Source organism: Acidobacteriota bacterium (genome assembly GCA_016713675.1).
In the GTDB taxonomy this organism is placed as follows: Bacteria; Acidobacteriota; Blastocatellia; order Pyrinomonadales; family Pyrinomonadaceae; genus OLB17.
The window spans coordinates 590,308-606,278 of record JADJOS010000001.1 but is presented as its reverse complement, the minus strand read 5'-3'; the positions used below and the strand labels follow the sequence as shown (position 1 = coordinate 606,278).

Here is a 15,971-nt window from a genome sequence, read left to right as displayed (position 1 = left end):
TAGTATAGCGCGAAGGTAAATTGGTTGCAGGAACTATTCGCAATTATTTCATTGGGGTAAAATAACGTAAAATAGATTTGCAATAAAGTTTTCAGGGGAGCCGCAGGCTGAGAGTTGTTCGAGAGGACATTACCCTAAAAACCTGATGCGGATAATACCGACGAAGGGAGAAAAACATGGAACAGAGATCAGAGGTCAGTGGACAGTTGTCAGTGGAGAAGACGAGCGATGAGGTTAAATTGCCGGCTTCGCGCAAAGTTTATGTCGAGACGAATGGCTCGACGGTCAATCAAAACAAACACAATTTAAGGGTGCCGTTTCGGGAGATCGCTCTGTCGCCGTCGAAGGACTTTGACGGGGCTTTGCAGGAGAATCCGCCGGTGCGTGTGTATGACACGAGCGGCGTTTGGACCGATCCGGGCACTAAGTGTGACGTCCGCGAAGGCCTACCGGCATTGCGTCGGGATTGGATCGTCGGACGCGGCGATGTCGAGGAATACGAGGGCCGCCAAGTTTTGCCGCAGGATAACGGCTATCTGACCAAAGGTGCCGAGGAGATCGCGAAGGCGAATGAACGCGGGACGCTCGAGGAATTTCCGGGACTGAGGCGCGCTCCATTGAGAGCCAAAAACGGTGCGTGCGTCACGCAGATGCATTACGCGCGAAAGGGAATTATTACTCCCGAGATGGAATACGTCGCGATACGCGAGAATCTGGGGCGGCAGGCGGCGTTCGATCATCTTGCTCTTTCGGAACGCAGCGACCGTTCGTCGCTCAATCATCAGCACAAAGGCGAGTCGTTCGGGGCGGCGATACCTGAGTTTGTGACGCCCGAATTCGTCCGCGACGAGGTTGCTCGCGGGCGGGCGATCATCCCGAACAACATCAATCATCCCGAAAGCGAACCAATGGCGATCGGGCGTAATTTTCTGGTCAAGATCAACGCGAACATCGGCAATTCGGCGATCGCCTCAAGCATTGAGGAAGAGGTCGAGAAGATGCGTTGGTCGACGCTGTGGGGAGCTGATACGGTGATGGACCTCTCGACGGGCAAGAACATCCACGCGACTCGCGAATGGATCCTCCGCAATTCGCCGGTGCCGATCGGGACCGTTCCGATCTATCAGGCTCTTGAAAAAGTGAACGGCAAGGCTGAGGACCTGACGTGGGAAATTTACCGCGACACGCTGATCGAACAGGCCGAGCAGGGCGTTGATTATTTTACGATCCACGCGGGTGTGCGTTTGCCGTACATTCCGATGACGGCGAAACGCACGACCGGCATCGTCAGCCGCGGCGGTTCGATCATGGCAAAATGGTGTTTGGCCCATCACGAGGAAAGCTTCTTATACACACGTTTCCGAGAGATCTGCGAGATCATGCGGACGTATGATGTGGCGTTTTCGTTAGGCGACGGTTTGCGGCCTGGTTCGATCGCCGATGCGAACGACGAAGCGCAGTTTGCCGAGCTAGATACGCTTGGCGAGCTGACAAAGATCGCTTGGGAAATGGAATGCCAGACTATGATCGAAGGGCCGGGCCACGTGCCGATTCACCTGATCAAGGAAAACATGGACAAGCAGCTCGAGGTCTGCGGCGAAGCTCCGTTCTACACGCTGGGGCCGCTGACGACCGACATCGCTCCGGGCTACGACCACATCACGTCGGGCATCGGAGCGGCGATGATCGGCTGGTTCGGCACGGCGATGCTCTGCTACGTGACACCTAAAGAACACCTCGGACTGCCGAACAAACAGGATGTAAAAGAAGGCGTCATCACTTACAAGCTCGCCGCCCATGCTGCCGATCTGGCAAAGGGCCATCCCGGAGCACAATACCGCGACAATGCACTGTCGAAAGCACGCTTTGAATTCCGTTGGGAAGATCAATTCAACCTCGGCCTCGATCCGGAGAAAGCAAAGGAGTTTCACGACGAAACATTGCCTGCCGAAGGTGCAAAGCTCGCCCACTTCTGCTCGATGTGCGGCCCGCACTTCTGCTCGATGAAGATCACTCAGGACGTCCGCGATTATGCGAACGCCCAAAACATAGAGGCGGAAAGAGCATTGGCGGTTGGTATGAGCGAAAAAGCTGCGGAGTTCAAAGCTTCTGGCAGCGAGATCTACCACGGGAATGTGCCTGATGGGGCAAAAGAGCATCATTAACTCTTGCCTCAAAATTAACAGTCATGGAAGACGAAATCGTTGATGGTGTTGATTTTACGGAAAATCTGCCAAAAAACAACGAATACGAAAACTACACATTTAATAATTGCAATTTTTCCGAAATCGACCTTTCGGAATTTAAGTTTATAGATTGCGAGTTTAACGACTGCAATTTGAGTTTGGCAAAACTTATCGAAACGGTTTGGCGTGATGTGAGTTTCAACAACTGCAAAATGCTGGGACTGAGCTTTGACGTTTGCAACAAGTTCGGGCTGTCCTTTTCCTTTGACGGTTGCTCGCTAAATCATTCTTCGTTCCACAACACGAAAATCAAAAATACTGTTTTCAAAAATACTCGGTTACTCGAAGTCGATTTTTCGGAAAGCGATCTGACGGGCGTGATATTTGACCAATGCGACTTGAAGAACGCCGTTTTTGACCAGACCATACTTGAAAAATCGGACTTTCGGACTTCTTATAACTATTCCATTGATCCAGATAACAACAAGATCAAAATGGCGAAATTCTCGATCTCGGGGGTTAGCGGACTTTTGGAAAAATACAATATTGAAATAGAAAGATGACACCGCGAATAGAAATATCTAATGAGAAAAAATTAGCAGGCAACAAACTAACGATGAGTTTGGCAGATTTCCGAGTCGGCGAACTTTGGCAGTTGTTTTTACCGCGACGGAAAGCAATATCTAACAATCTGACGAGTGAACTCATCTCAATGGCCGTTTATCCGTCAACATATTTCGCGAATTTTTCACCGTCAAACGAGTTTCAAAAATGGGCAGCGGTTGAAGTTTCCGGCTTTGAAAACATTCCCGACGAGATGGAAAAGTTCACTCTGGAAAGCGGACTTTACGCGGTATTTGATTACAAAGGCCCAAACACGAACTCTATTTTTCAATATATTCTCGGCACTTGGCTGCCAAACTCAGAATATCAATTAGACGACAGACCCCATTTTGAGGTCTTGGGCGAAAAGTATAAAAACAACGACCCGAACTCTGAAGAAGAGATTTGGATCCCCATAAAACCAAATAAGTAAACATGCTGTCGCCGTCGGCATGAGCGAAAAGGCCGCCGAGTTCAAAGCGACCGGCAGCGAGATCTATCATGATCCGGATGGAGCTGCCTCGGGCGACCACCATTAAACTATGAAAATGACCAAGTTCATTTGTTTGTCGGCACTTGCCATTTTGGCTGCGTCAAGTTCGGTATTTACTCAGAGCAAGGACTCGCTTCGGAAGCAGATCGAGCAGATCGTTTCGACCAAGAAAGCTTTGGTCGGCGTTGCGATCGTTGGCGGCGACGGCAAGGACGAGATAGTGATCAACGGCGAGCGTCGCTATCCGATGCAGAGCGTTTTCAAATATCACATCGGGCTGATGATGTTGGCGGAGATCGACAAGGGCAAGTTTACGCTCGATCAACAGGTCGAGATCAAGAAAGACCAAATGCTGCCCGGCATGTGGAGTCCGCTAAGAGAAGAGAACCCCGAAGGCGGCAGTTTTCCGATATCAAAATTGATCGAATACTCAGTCTCGCAGAGCGACAATGCCACTTGCGATGCTCTGCTGCGGCTTCTCGGAGGCCCGGTCGCCGTTGAAAACTACTTCAAGAAACATGGCATCAAAGACATCGCGATCAAGATCAACGAAGAGACAATGCAGTCGAATTGGGACTTGATGTTCCAGAATTGGACCACGCCAAATGCCGCCAACGATGTCCTAAAAAAGTTTTACGAAAACAAGAAAAAGCAGCTCTCGCAAATAGGTCACGATTTTATCTGGAAAGCAATGCGTGAAACCTCGACCGGTCCAAAGCGTCTTAAGGGCCAGCTTCCCGCCGGTGCGATCGTCGCTCATAAAACAGGTTATTCCGGTGCCCACAAAACCACCGGTGTTTACGCCGCCGTAAATGACATCGGCATCGTCTTTCTGCCAAACGGCAAGTATTTCTACATCAGCGTATTCGTCACCGATTCGAAAGAAGATTTCGACACCAACGAAAGAATCATAGCCGACATCGCCAAAGCGGCTTGGGATCATTTTGCAGCGAAAACGAAATAGCTCGCATCAGCGGTTTATAAACAGGTTGTAAGCAGCGATCGCCTCGGGGGTGTCGAATAGCGATGTGTGGCCCCGCCCACAGCTCGTGCCTCATAGCTTTCCCAGCCTATCCCGGATAGCCAAGTTCCCGAGCGCACGGTCCATAGGTATCGTCTTAAACCCGTAATTCTAGTTCTCCGGCTCCCGTATACGCTTCAGGTCTGGTGCTTCTGGGCGGTTCCGATTCGTGTTAATTGGCCGTTAGAAAATCTAATCGGTTTAATTAGGTAATCGGATGTTATTCGTGTATAGTTCCTGAATTCAAGCCTTTTTCGTGCTCCCAGCCCTCTGTCAAACGCTGTGAATAAGGGACCAAACAGTCCCTCATTGCGTGCCGTTTGAACTCTCGTTCGTCAACGAGGACCGCATTCCTACCGTGTGCAACGTCTGTTGAATTACATTTTCCAGTGGCCCTGTGAAGGCCAACTTTTCAGGAGAAAAAAATGAAGCAGAAACTTTTAGTTCGGACAAAACCTGAAATGTATCGATCTAACGCTCTGGCTTATTTCGGGCTATTGATCTTTACGTTGTTTGCGGTTTTGATGCTGACGAACGCCGCTCAACTACCTGCGAGTGCGGCCGACACCGAAAGGCCGGCGCTTGAGCTCAGCTTCGAGGATCTTGATGCTGCTTCCAGGCACTCATGAACGCTCAGAACATCGTCTGGGAGCTTCGCTCAGATCAAGTAACCTCAGAAAACTCTTTGAAGGAACTGCGGGACAATATTAACCGAGCTCAAGATGCGATCGGCAATATAAATCGTACTTCGATATCAGACGAATGCACTATGGATAATCGAAGTCTTGAAGAAATGAAGTTATGTGCGGAAAACATGCTAAATGCAAATAAGAATTACCTCAGGACGGCATTGTCCGAGGTAACTGCGGCGAAGACCAAAAGCGGGATTATCAAGGACGATGGATTACGGAAAAAAGTAGTCGATTTTCTCGGCAAGGCGATCGACCATCTTAAGTAACGTCAATAGACAATACCTTTCGCCTTTCGCCAGATATCTTGATCGATTTCTATCGTGTGCAACGTTTGTTGAATTACATTTTCCAGTGGTACGAGGAGAGCCTTGCGACCACGACCAAACAAGGACGAAGTTTCAGAGGGATCGAAACATCTACGAGCGGACCCTCGGGATTTTGCTAAACACTCAAATACGCGGAAGATCACCGGCTTATTTCGATCGTTACCAATAAGGAGATCAATAAAATGTTAAATAGTGTCTGGAAAGCGCTTGGCTATTTCCGAATGAGCTTATTCCTAATAATTGTCGCGGGGTTTATTTTCGCGCCCACAATATATTCCCAGTCGTGGGGCAATACAAGCTTGATGACTACTGTCGGTAATGATCTCTACACTACTGAGCCGGATGGGAACCTCTACCGCACGGAAATCACAACGGGTGTAAAAACCGCAGTAGGTAAGGGCTTTCAGTCGGAAAAGTTTTTGTTTTCCAATGGCACAAATCTTTATAGCATTACCGCTGGTGGTGATCTTCAGAAACACTTCCCGTCAACGATTATCGCCAGTCGCAATTGGATCAACGTACGTTTACTGACTACAGACAGTGCTTTTCTTTATACGATCGAGAAGGATGGGGGGCTCTACCGAACAGATCTCATAAGCGCTGTTAAAACGAGAATTGGAACTAATCCCTGGCCAGGTGCCAAACTTTTTTTTGTCCAAGCTGGAATGATTGTCATAATTGGCTATTCACAAATTTATGGAGTCAATCCGTCAACTGGCGCGGCGGTCGCCGGTGGTCCGGCTAATCTATTGACAGGTACCCGTTTGGGCACTAATGTCGATGATCGTGATTTTTACAGTATTGAATCGTCCGGACTTTACCGCACTGTTACTACTACTCAACCTGTTAAAACTTTGGTTGTGGCGGCATGGGGTGCTGCGAAGTTTCTATTTTCTGTTGGCAAGGAATTGTGGCTGATCAATAATGACGGGCTCCTTTATCGAATCGAGCATTCAGGTAATGGCGGATACTCAATGGTCTTTCCGGCACCGACAAAGACGACGACACCGACACCGACACCGACACCAATACCGACGCCGACGCCCACTCCGGAGGTCAATGTTGCCCTCCGAAAACCCGCCGAACAATCGAGCAACATTGGGGGCGGTTCTGGTCCCACGGAGGGACTTGCGGCTCTGGCGGTGGACGGAAACACGGATGGCAATTGGTTTGGGGAAATCGGTTTCGCACACCGCTGTTGGGATGTCTGCGAACCCCTGGTGGAAGGTGGATTTGGGAGCGGATCACAAAGTCAGCAAGATCCAGATCTGGAACCGAACGGATTGTTGTTCGGAGGCACTGACCGATTTTCGGATCTGGACAAAAACTGCGACGGGCGAATGGGAAGAATTCTCTTTGGGATTGAAAACTTTTAAGAAAGACCAAACATATCCACTAAAATTTACCGGCAGCAAACGAGCCCGATATGTGATGGTGCAGATCACAGGTCCCAGTGCGAAGTTGATGCTTGCAGAAGTTAAGGTGTTCGGTACGCCTGCCGGCCCGATATTATAGAGCTTCGTGCTTTGTAAATAAGTGGAGCAGATCTGTCCTAAGGGCCTCCAAACCTTTAGCTCGCACCACGAGCAAAGTGACGCAGCGTTTGTTCGAAAATGAGGATAAAACCTAGATTCAGAATACGGAGAAAAATCAGATGATCAAAAATATATTGGTAATCGCATCGTTGATGCTTGTTTTTGGCAGCTATGCCATGGCTCAATCCGACGAGGCTGCTGTTTTAGACAATGCTTTGAAAGCTTGCCAAGCAAAAACTGCGGCCAACGACGAAGAAAAACCATGTCTTGAAACAGCTCTGGACGTTTGTGTTGAGAAAGACGACACCGCAGGGTGGGGAGCGCGTTGTGCCACGAGAGCTGAACAGTTGTGGGATAAGGAACTAAACAAGGTTTATAAAGAACTGCAGGGGAGATTGACCTTAAAGGAACGCAGCGTCTTGATCTCATCCCAACGAAGCTGGATCCTATATCGCAATGCCGAGTTTAAGCTAATAGATAGTATGTACTCTTTTGAGAAAGGTACGATGAACATTTCTTTCAATGCTCATGCACGCAAGGGAGTGGTCATGAAAAGGGCATTGGCTCTTAAACATTATTTGGAGGGGTATTCCCCGGACACAATGGCAAAATGATCTACCTTAGATGGACAAAAATACGGCAACAGGAGAAAAAATGATTGTAAAAACTTTGATCTGCGGTTTGTTGATAACTTTTTGCGGAACTCTTAATTTGTTTGCGCAAGACGGTTGTGGCGATGATGCATTTATCAATGCTTACGTAGCTGGTAAAGCCCCAAGATCTCTGGACATCCGAGATCAGCCAAATGCTAAAGGTAAGATCTTAGCGACAGTAAAAACGGTCCCTAATGATGCAGATTCCGGGTTTATTGTGGTTGTAATAAAGGGATTTTCAAACGGCTGGGTGAAAATTGCCAGCGCCCTTCGAGATGGGGGTTCATCGTTTGACGGCATCGGTTGGGTTTCGGCCAATATCGCGGTCAAGATCAAGGGATCAAGCGGACGAAACAACAAGCCCGCCGATCTTTACGCAGCGGCCAGGTCAAAGAGAAAGATCGGGACGCTCGCCGTTGAAACCCAGGTGTTGATCACCGATCTAACCTGCGGTTGGGTAAAGGTCAAATACAAAACGAAGGTCGGCTGGATCAAGGCTTCAAACTTCTGCGGTGACCCGGTTACGTCCTGTTCCTAAATGGTTAGTGTGAACCTGAAAACTTGGATCTGAGATCGTAAAGCGTCTCAGAGAGGCTCTTATAGAAATAAGGGCCTCTTTTTTGTCCGGAATAGCCCGATCAGCGGTTTATGAACGCGTTGTAAGCGGCGATCGCCTCGGGGCTGTCGAATAGCGATGTGTGGCCGCCGCCGGGGATCTCGATGAATTGGCGGTTTTGGCATGTGGTGCAGTTGGTCATTTGCTGCTTGAATGTCGGCCATGAGAAAAGCTGTATCGGCGAATCTTGCAAGCCCTGCACGAAAAAGATGTCAGATCGGTGGCCCTCGGTAAAGTTCAGCAGCGATCGTGCCATATAAGCTGCGGGGTTTGCCGTTGTTGTTCCGTAGGTCTGTCTCAGCAGATTGCAAACGGCGCTTTGCGGGGCCTGACCGGTTTCTTCGAGCCCGCAGCGGTAGACCAGATTCAAAGGTCCCGGGGCATTTGCGATCACGCCGTCGGTGGCATGCATCGTGTTCAGTCTGGTGACGATATATCCGCCCTGAGAATGGCCGATCAGGAAGATCTTTCTTACCTTTCTTTTCAGGTCCTTTCTGCTTTTTTCCTTGACCCAGAGCAACGCCGCCTCTGCCTCGCGAACATTATCGCCCATCAGCCGGCCCTCTTGAGGATAAGCCACACTGACGATCATCATGTCTGTTCGATTTGTGATTTCCTTCGTTCTTTGCAGGATAAACCTCGCCGCTTCAAGAATGTTGGCGTCAGATACGACCGTTCCGGGATATGCAATTAGCACATCGACGAAGTAGTTGGCGGGCTTATCAATGACAACGTCCATGCTTACGTTGTTGTACGTAATTCGCCGAACCTCTTGTGCATTATGAGAAATGCTCAACAGCAAGATGCTGAAAAGCGTTGCATATAAAAAAAGAAATTTGGCTCTCATAATTTGGGGCTCTAGACTATTATTATATTAAGACGCAGTTTGTTCGAAGAAAGCCCAAAGATCTTTTCGCCACGGGCCGAAAAATCTAACACGGGACCGGCGGACCAACGACAAGGAAATTATGAAACCGATCGTAATGGTTGACCTCAAGGGTCAATATGAAAAGATCAAGGACGAGATAGACGCGGCGGTGCTCGGGACCGTGAGTTCGACGCAGTTCATCAACGGGCCGCAGGTCGCGGATCTCCAGAAGAATCTCGAGGCATATCTGGGCATCGAGCACGTCATTCCGTGTGCTAACGGCACCGACGCATTGCAGATAGCGATGATGGCGCTCGGGCTGGAACCGGGCGATGAGGTGATCGTGCCGGCGTTTACGTTCATCGCGACGGCCGAGGTGATCGCGTTGCTAAGGCTGACGCCGGTGATGGTCGATGTCGACGAAGGCACATTCAACGTCACCGCCGAAGCGGTCGAAGCCGGAATCACGCCGAGGACCAAGGCGATCGTGCCGGTGCATATGTTCGGGCAAAGCTGTGATATGGAGCCGATAATGGCGGTCGCGGCGAAACACGGAATTCCGGTGATCGAGGACAACGCTCAGGCGATCGGAGCTGACTATATCTTCGCCGACGGCCGCCGGGCAAAGACCGGAACTGTCGGTGATATCGGCTGCACGTCGTTCTTTCCGTCGAAAAACCTCGGCTGCTACGGCGACGGCGGAGCGATATTTACGAACGACGGCGACCTCGCCGAGAAAATGCGCATCGTCGCGAACCATGGCCAGACACGGCGTTATTATCACGACCGAGTCGGCGTGAATTCACGCCTCGATTCGATCCAGGCAGCTGTTTTGAATGTAAAACTGCCGCATCTCGACGAATACTGCGATGCAAGACGAGCGGTCGCCGAACGCTACGACGCTGCGTTTGCGGACATCGACGGCGTCAAGACACCGGCCAGGGAACCGCGTTCGACGCACGTATTTCACCAATACACGCTCCGGATCGCCGACGGCCGCCGCGACGAACTGAACGCGTTTCTCGCAGCACGCGACATTCCGTCGATGATCTATTACCCCGTGCCCCTCTATAAACAAGAGGCATTTAAGGAGACCGCCGACCCGAATTTCACGCTCCCGGCCACCGAACGCCTATGTGAACAGGTCCTGTCGCTGCCCATCCACACCGAAATGGACCGCGATACCCAAGACCAAATCATCGCCGGCGTCCAAGAGTTCTTCGTCGGCAAAACGCGATCCGCGAGGTGAGGATCTGGATGATATGCGTTTTGGTGACGAGTTTTCTTGGCAGTTTTATCCTCTCGCTGCGCAATTGAAAGAAAAAGTTGCGGAGAAAAATGATTTAGTTGCAAAGTTTCAAGGCAAATTGCGCAGAAAATTGATCTTATTGCACATTGTAACGATAAAATTGCGCAGAATAATCATTGTGTTAGCTAATTCCACGGCAAACTGCGCAGAAAAATGAACAAAGTACTCAATGTAGGAACAAAATTGCGCAGAAAAGATCTCAATATGCGCAAATTCAAAAGAAAATTGCAATGAAAAATCATTTTTCTTCAAGGAAAAATGATTTTTCTGCAGAACACTGCAACCTTCAAGTTAATCGACTCCTATTACGTGGTAATTGGACAGTATTGAACCGAATATGTATACAGATGGATGCCTTTTGATGGGCTATCTCGCCAGATATCGATATTCGAGAGAGTGAATGAAAGTAGGTTAGGATAAAACGTTGACCGGTATGTATCTCAATCGCACCCCATTTTTAAGATCTTCTGTTTCCGCCCCAACGAGTTCCAAGTGCCGGCCGTCGCATTTGCGATACTCGATTCAATTACCAATAAGCCAAATGAGCAAGGACTAATGGCAACGAATTTGTACATTTGCTACTTTGGGGTACAGGAGCCGCTCGTTCAGACGCAAGTGCTGCCGTATCTGCGTGAGATCCAGAAGGACGGCATCGAGGTTAGCCTTTTAACTTTCGAACCGGCCCGAAAGGTTGGAAAGGCTGTGAACCGGAAAGAGCGTAAAAGGGAATTAGAGGCGATTCGTCAAGAACTGGCAGCGGAAGGTATTTCCTGGGATTGGCTCACGTATCACAAACGATTGAGTGTTCTGGCGACCGCATACGATATTCTGTGCGGATCGGTGTTTGTTTGGAACAGGCTCAGAAAGAAGCATATCGATGTGCTTCACGGACGAGTTCATATTCCAGTTTTGATGGCAGCGATCGCTCGTAAATGTTCTCGGCAGAAGCCGAAACTACTATTTGACATTCGCGGGTTTTTCCCGGAGGAATATACGGATGCTGGCCGGTGGGCCGAAAATGGATTGATATTTCGTTCTGCTAAGCGCGTCGAAAAGTGGCTTTTAAGAGTTTCCGATGGGTTTGTGGTATTAACCGAAAAGGCGAGAGAGATATTGTTCCCAGAAAGCTTGGAAGGCGGCTGGGAGGCACAGGGGCGGCCAGTCGAGGTCATACCGTGCTGTGTGGACATTGACCGGATCGGCTCTGCGGACGAAGGACGTCGAACTGAAATGCGTGAGCGATTGGGCATCGGCGACCGGCGAGTCATAGCCTATGTTGGCTCATTTGGCGGCTGGTATATGACCGATGAGATGCTTGAGTTCTTTCAGGCCGCCCACAAAGCCGACCCGACGGTGTTTGCAATGATATTGACTCAGCGGGAACCCGAAAAAATAGCAGAAAACCTGAAAAAACGGGGTTTTGCCGACGACGACCTCATTGTAGCGAGTGTCGCTCCCGGCGAGATCGCCGGTTATTTGGCGGCGGCCGATCTGGCGATCTCATTCATCAAGGCATGCTACTCTAAACAATCGTCCTCCCCGACAAAGATCGCAGAATACCTGGCTGCCGGATTGCCGATAATCTCGAATGGCGGGGTTGGCGATCTGGACGAACTCATCACCGGTGAAAGAGTCGGGACGATATTAAATGGATTCAGCGAGGCAGATTATTTAGATGCCGTTGCGCAAATAGATGCATTGATGCTGGATAGCGGTTTGGCTGCACATTGCAAAAGTGTGGCGAGAAAAAGATTTGACTTAGCTTCGGTAGCTGGAGAGAGATATCGGCGAGTTTATCGACGATTATTGGGAGTGGAAAATGCCAGAAAATAAGATAGTCGAGGTGGTCGAGGGGTTTGGCGACGAATGGTCAAGGTTTGACCAGTCCGCTTTATCCGTCAACGAACTTGAATCGATGTTTGAAAATTATTTCAACATTTTTCCATGGGAAAAGCTGACGGCCGATGCGATTGGCTTCGATCTGGGATGCGGCAGCGGACGTTGGGCAAAATTTGCAGTGCGACGAGTCGGGCGGCTGGTGTTGATGGATCCGATCTGGCGGGCCGTCGAAGTTGCTAAACGGAGCTTACAGGGGCAGACAAATTGCGAATTTCACGTGGCAGGTGTAGATGAGATCCCGTTTCCAGACGAACATTTTGATTTTGGATACTCGTTGGGGGTTCTACATCATATTCCTGATACTGAAAACGGACTGCGAAAATGCGTCAGCAAACTAAAGAAAGGTTCGCCATTTTTGGTCTATCTCTATTACGCATTTGATAATCGACCGTTCTGGTTTCGCTGGATTTGGAAGTTGAGTGAAATGATCCGGCGTGTTGTTTCCCGTCTTCCGCACGGACTTAGATATGTATTTAGTCAGATCCTAGCTCTCTTTTTATATTTGCCACTAGCGAGAACCGCATTTTTGTTAGAAAAGGCCGGATTGAATGTCGAATCGTTTCCGCTCGCACAATACCGTCATAACAGTTTTTATGTCATGAGAAATGATTCGCTTGATCGATTTGGAACGCGACTTGAACAACGATACACCAAATCCGAAATGAAAGCTTTGATGGAAAAATGTGGTTTGCAAAACATAACATTCAGTACAACGTCGTTTTGGACGGCGGTAGGTTACCGTAAATAAATTTAGGATGCGATCGAAGAATAAAAGAACGATATTGGTGATCTGCCCTTATCCGCAAAACGTAGCTGCAGGCCAACGATTGAAATATGAACAATACTTCGATGCTTGGCGTGAATCGGGTTTTGAGATCACGGTCTCGTCGTTCATGAGTGATGGGATGTGGTCGATCGCACATAAAAAGGGATATCTGATTGGTAAGATCCTCGGTACGTTACGCGGTGACATAAAACGAATTGGGACAATGTTCGTTTTGCGCAAATATGACCTTGTTTATGTGTTTATGTATGTTAGCCCGATCGGCACTTCTCTTTTCGAAAGGTGCTTTCGGTTCCTTTCCAAAAAGCTCGTCTACGATCTCGAAGACAACCGCTTTCTCGGTGCCGATGCGAAAACGAAAGGGCTTGCACAGATATTGAGAGGCACAGATAAGACCAGATTCCTCGTTAGATCGGCCGATCATGTCATTACAAGCTCACCAGCCCTAAATGAAGTATGTTTGCAGACAAATCAACAGAAGCAGTGTACATACATTTCATCATCGATTGATACTGATCGCTTTGTGCCCACGAATCAATATTCGAACGAAAAAAAGGTTACGATTGGTTGGACGGGTACATTCAGTACACGTCCCTTTCCTAGACTTGCTGCGGCCGGTGTTTATTGAGCTTAAGAAGCAACGCGATTTCAAACTGATCGTAATCGGGAATTTTGAATACGACTTTCCGGAAATGGATCTGGAGGTTATTCAGTGGTCCGCTGAAAGGGAGGTCGAAGACCTACAGAAACTAGATATTGGCGTATATCCGCTTCCTATGGATGACTGGGTAATGGGAAAGAGCGGCCTAAAGGCGATACAGTATATGGCTTTCGGTTTGCCTTGTGTGGCAACTGATATCAGCACTGTTCAGCAATTTATAGAAGATGGTAAAAACGGAATTTTGGTAAAGACAGTTGACGAATGGGTTTTCGCCCTATCAGAGTTGATCGATTCGCCGGAATTGCGACGACAAATCGGGCAATGCGCGACAGACCGTCCTAGAAAAGTTTTCGAAACACGTGGTAGAGGAACAATATCTCGAAGTGCTTGAGAGCACTGTGAAAACGAGTGGGTATGGAAACTAAAAATCGCCTCCGATATTTTTTGATGCCGTGAATAGTTGCGAGATGTGCGGATCCGGGCCTGATCTGCATAAAAATCTCGGGCAGCGGTTGAATCGTTCACAGGGACGCGACTCGAAGAACAAACCTGGAATTTCCGTTACGATCTTCAAATGCAGGCGTTGCGAGCTCATATTCACATCGCCCCAGCCGGTTCCTTTCGATATAAGCGACCACTATGGAATTCCGCCGGAGGAATATTGGCATTCTGATGATTTTCAATGGGGCCCGAATATTTTGCAGATCAGATAATTACGGCAAAACAATTGCTTCCGTTTACCGAGGGGATGTCGGCGTTGGATATAGGTGCCGGGTTGGGGAAAGGCATGATATCACTCGAGAAGGCGGGATTTGACACCTACGGTTTTGAGCCGTCGGAGCCATTTTATGCGCGGGCGATAGACAAAATGGGATTGGATCGGTCCAAGCTACGATACGGGATGATCGAGGAAATGGAATACGATGAAGAACGTTTTGATTTCATAACGTTTGGTGCGGTTCTCGAACATTTATATCACCCCGCCGAGAGCATTGAACTCGCACTGCGGTGGTTGAAGCCAAATGGGGTCGTCCATATAGAGGTTCCTTACTCCAATCACCTCATCTCACGAATCACAAATCTTGTGTACAAACTGAAAGGTACTAGTTTTGTAACTAATACCAGCCCAATGCATTCTCCTTTTCATTTGTATGAGTTTGGCTTAAAATCATTTGAAGAACTGGGAAAAAAAACTAGTATTTACTGTCGAGAGAAGCCAGCATGAAGTCTGCACAATATTCTTCATTCCTAGGATCTTACAGCCATTTTTCAGGAAGTATATGGAATTTACCAACTCAGGAATGCAGTTGACAGTTTGGTTGCGTAAGAATGCTCGAAAGTAATAATAATTTAGTTCCTGAAAATAAAAAATGAAGAAGAAAATATATATTGCCGGCGGAGGTGGAATGCTCGGCGAAGGGTTTTATCAGATCTTTGGGAATGATTTTGACTTAAGGGTTACAGACATCGATGTAAATGAAAGTTGGATATCCTATCTCGATTTTAGAGATTTTGAGGCTTATAAAAAGGATGTTTACGCGTTTGATCCGGATTATTTGTTTCATTTGGGTGCCTTCACAAGCCTTGAATACTGTGATCTCAATCCCGATGATACATATGATACCAACACGTTATCGGTTGAGAATGCGGTACACATCAGTAATGAACTCGACATCCCTCTGCTTTACATTAGCACCGCAGGTATTTTCGATGGAAATCAGGACACCTATGACGATTGGGATTTACCGAATCCGCTAGGGGTCTACGCTCGCAGCAAATATATGGGCGAGCTTTTTGTAAAAGAGAACAAAGCGAAACATATAATTTGCCGGGCCGGGTGGATGATGGGGGCGGGCCCGGAAAAGGATAAGAAGTTCATACAGAAATTGATGAAGCAGCTCAAAGATGGGAATAGGGAGTTGTTCGTTGTCAACGATAAAATGGGTACGCCAACGTACACCCATGATTTCGCAAGGAACGTGAAATTCCTGTTTGAAAAGGAGCATTGGGGCCTTTACAACATGGTTTGCGGCGGCACGACCGGTCGATTGGAGGTCGCAATCGAGCTGATCAATATTCTCGGAAAGAACGACGAGATAAAAGTCATACCGGTTAATTCGGAGTATTTTGCAAAAGAATTCTTTTCCGTTCGTCCACCGAGCGAGAGGCTTATTAACAAGAAGCTTGATATACGTAAATGCAATATAATGCGTGATTGGAAAGTCTGTCTTAATGAATACCTTAGCACTTACTATGCGGGCTACTTAGAAAAGTAGCCACTCTCCCTAGTATATGTAGGCGTCACCCATCCTGCTGAACCACTTC

The 15,971-nt window shown here is 48.4% G+C and carries 18 protein-coding genes and 1 riboswitch; of the genes, 17 read left to right on the top strand and 1 reads right to left on the bottom strand.

What is annotated here, in order from left to right; genetic code table 11:
• Positions 1-83: 83 nt before the first annotated feature.
• A riboswitch (TPP riboswitch) is annotated at positions 84-186 on the top strand.
• The 9 genes from thiC to IPK01_02725 all read left to right on the top strand — a co-directional run bounded on the left by thiC (position 177) and on the right by IPK01_02725 (position 8,047).
• A complete protein-coding gene (thiC, locus tag IPK01_02765; protein ID MBK7932420.1) occupies positions 177-2,165 on the top strand; it encodes a phosphomethylpyrimidine synthase ThiC in 1,989 nt (662 codons plus the stop codon). (Overlaps the previous riboswitch by 10 nt.)
• A 23-nt stretch (positions 2,166-2,188) precedes the next feature.
• Entirely contained in the window at positions 2,189-2,749 is a 561-nt protein-coding gene (locus IPK01_02760) for a pentapeptide repeat-containing protein (GenBank protein ID MBK7932419.1), read from the top strand.
• The gene (locus IPK01_02755; GenBank protein ID MBK7932418.1) at positions 2,746-3,222 is read left to right on the top strand and encodes a GyrI-like domain-containing protein; all 477 of its coding nucleotides are present in this window, start codon (positions 2,746-2,748) and stop codon (positions 3,220-3,222) included. Before IPK01_02760 ends, IPK01_02755 begins: the two co-directional genes overlap by 4 nt.
• 115 nt (positions 3,223-3,337) lie before the next feature.
• The gene (bla, locus tag IPK01_02750; GenBank protein MBK7932417.1) at positions 3,338-4,246 is read left to right on the top strand and encodes a class A beta-lactamase, subclass A2; all 909 of its coding nucleotides are present in this window, start codon (positions 3,338-3,340) and stop codon (positions 4,244-4,246) included.
• A 482-nt stretch (positions 4,247-4,728) separates the two neighbouring features.
• On the top strand, positions 4,729-4,932 hold the full coding sequence (locus IPK01_02745) for a hypothetical protein (protein ID MBK7932416.1): 204 nt from the start codon (positions 4,729-4,731) through the stop codon (positions 4,930-4,932).
• 164 nt (positions 4,933-5,096) lie between these two features.
• Positions 5,097-5,261: a hypothetical protein gene (locus tag IPK01_02740; GenBank protein ID MBK7932415.1), complete on the top strand. Its 165-nt coding sequence runs from the start codon at positions 5,097-5,099 to the stop codon at positions 5,259-5,261.
• A 1,293-nt stretch (positions 5,262-6,554) separates the two neighbouring features.
• Positions 6,555-6,836: a hypothetical protein gene (locus IPK01_02735; protein ID MBK7932414.1), complete on the top strand. Its 282-nt coding sequence runs from the start codon at positions 6,555-6,557 to the stop codon at positions 6,834-6,836.
• Positions 6,837-6,975: 139 nt separating this feature from the next.
• Positions 6,976-7,470: a DUF1311 domain-containing protein gene (locus IPK01_02730; GenBank protein MBK7932413.1), complete on the top strand. Its 495-nt coding sequence runs from the start codon at positions 6,976-6,978 to the stop codon at positions 7,468-7,470.
• A 10-nt stretch (positions 7,471-7,480) separates the two neighbouring features.
• The gene (locus IPK01_02725; GenBank protein MBK7932412.1) at positions 7,481-8,047 is read left to right on the top strand and encodes a hypothetical protein; all 567 of its coding nucleotides are present in this window, start codon (positions 7,481-7,483) and stop codon (positions 8,045-8,047) included.
• A 100-nt stretch (positions 8,048-8,147) separates the two neighbouring features.
• Here IPK01_02725 and IPK01_02720 read toward each other — a convergent pair whose 3' ends face one another.
• Positions 8,148-8,972, bottom strand: a complete 825-nt coding sequence (locus tag IPK01_02720; protein ID MBK7932411.1) for an alpha/beta fold hydrolase — start codon at positions 8,970-8,972, stop codon at positions 8,148-8,150.
• A gap of 121 nt (positions 8,973-9,093) precedes the next feature.
• Here IPK01_02720 and IPK01_02715 point away from each other — a divergent pair, with 121 nt between their 5' ends.
• The 8 genes from IPK01_02715 (at position 9,094) to IPK01_02680 (ending at position 15,922) form a co-directional block, all read left to right on the top strand.
• The gene (locus IPK01_02715; GenBank protein MBK7932410.1) at positions 9,094-10,242 is read left to right on the top strand and encodes a DegT/DnrJ/EryC1/StrS family aminotransferase; all 1,149 of its coding nucleotides are present in this window, start codon (positions 9,094-9,096) and stop codon (positions 10,240-10,242) included.
• A 13-nt stretch (positions 10,243-10,255) separates the two neighbouring features.
• Complete coding sequence (locus IPK01_02710) at positions 10,256-10,459, top strand: hypothetical protein (GenBank protein ID MBK7932409.1); 204 nt, start codon at positions 10,256-10,258, stop codon at positions 10,457-10,459.
• A 398-nt stretch (positions 10,460-10,857) separates the two neighbouring features.
• The gene (locus IPK01_02705; GenBank protein ID MBK7932408.1) at positions 10,858-12,135 is read left to right on the top strand and encodes a glycosyltransferase; all 1,278 of its coding nucleotides are present in this window, start codon (positions 10,858-10,860) and stop codon (positions 12,133-12,135) included.
• On the top strand, positions 12,122-12,949 hold the full coding sequence (locus IPK01_02700; protein ID MBK7932407.1) for a class I SAM-dependent methyltransferase: 828 nt from the start codon (positions 12,122-12,124) through the stop codon (positions 12,947-12,949). The genes IPK01_02705 and IPK01_02700 overlap by 14 nt, the downstream gene beginning before the upstream one ends.
• Positions 12,950-12,956: 7 nt before the next feature.
• The gene (locus IPK01_02695; protein MBK7932406.1) at positions 12,957-13,613 is read left to right on the top strand and encodes a hypothetical protein; all 657 of its coding nucleotides are present in this window, start codon (positions 12,957-12,959) and stop codon (positions 13,611-13,613) included.
• Positions 13,549-14,037: a glycosyltransferase gene (locus tag IPK01_02690; GenBank protein MBK7932405.1), complete on the top strand. Its 489-nt coding sequence runs from the start codon at positions 13,549-13,551 to the stop codon at positions 14,035-14,037. The genes IPK01_02695 and IPK01_02690 overlap by 65 nt, the downstream gene beginning before the upstream one ends.
• Positions 14,038-14,328: 291 nt before the next feature.
• Complete coding sequence (locus tag IPK01_02685; protein ID MBK7932404.1) at positions 14,329-14,871, top strand: class I SAM-dependent methyltransferase; 543 nt, start codon at positions 14,329-14,331, stop codon at positions 14,869-14,871.
• A gap of 145 nt (positions 14,872-15,016) precedes the next feature.
• The gene (locus IPK01_02680; protein MBK7932403.1) at positions 15,017-15,922 is read left to right on the top strand and encodes a sugar nucleotide-binding protein; all 906 of its coding nucleotides are present in this window, start codon (positions 15,017-15,019) and stop codon (positions 15,920-15,922) included.
• Positions 15,923-15,971: the final 49 nt, after the last annotated feature.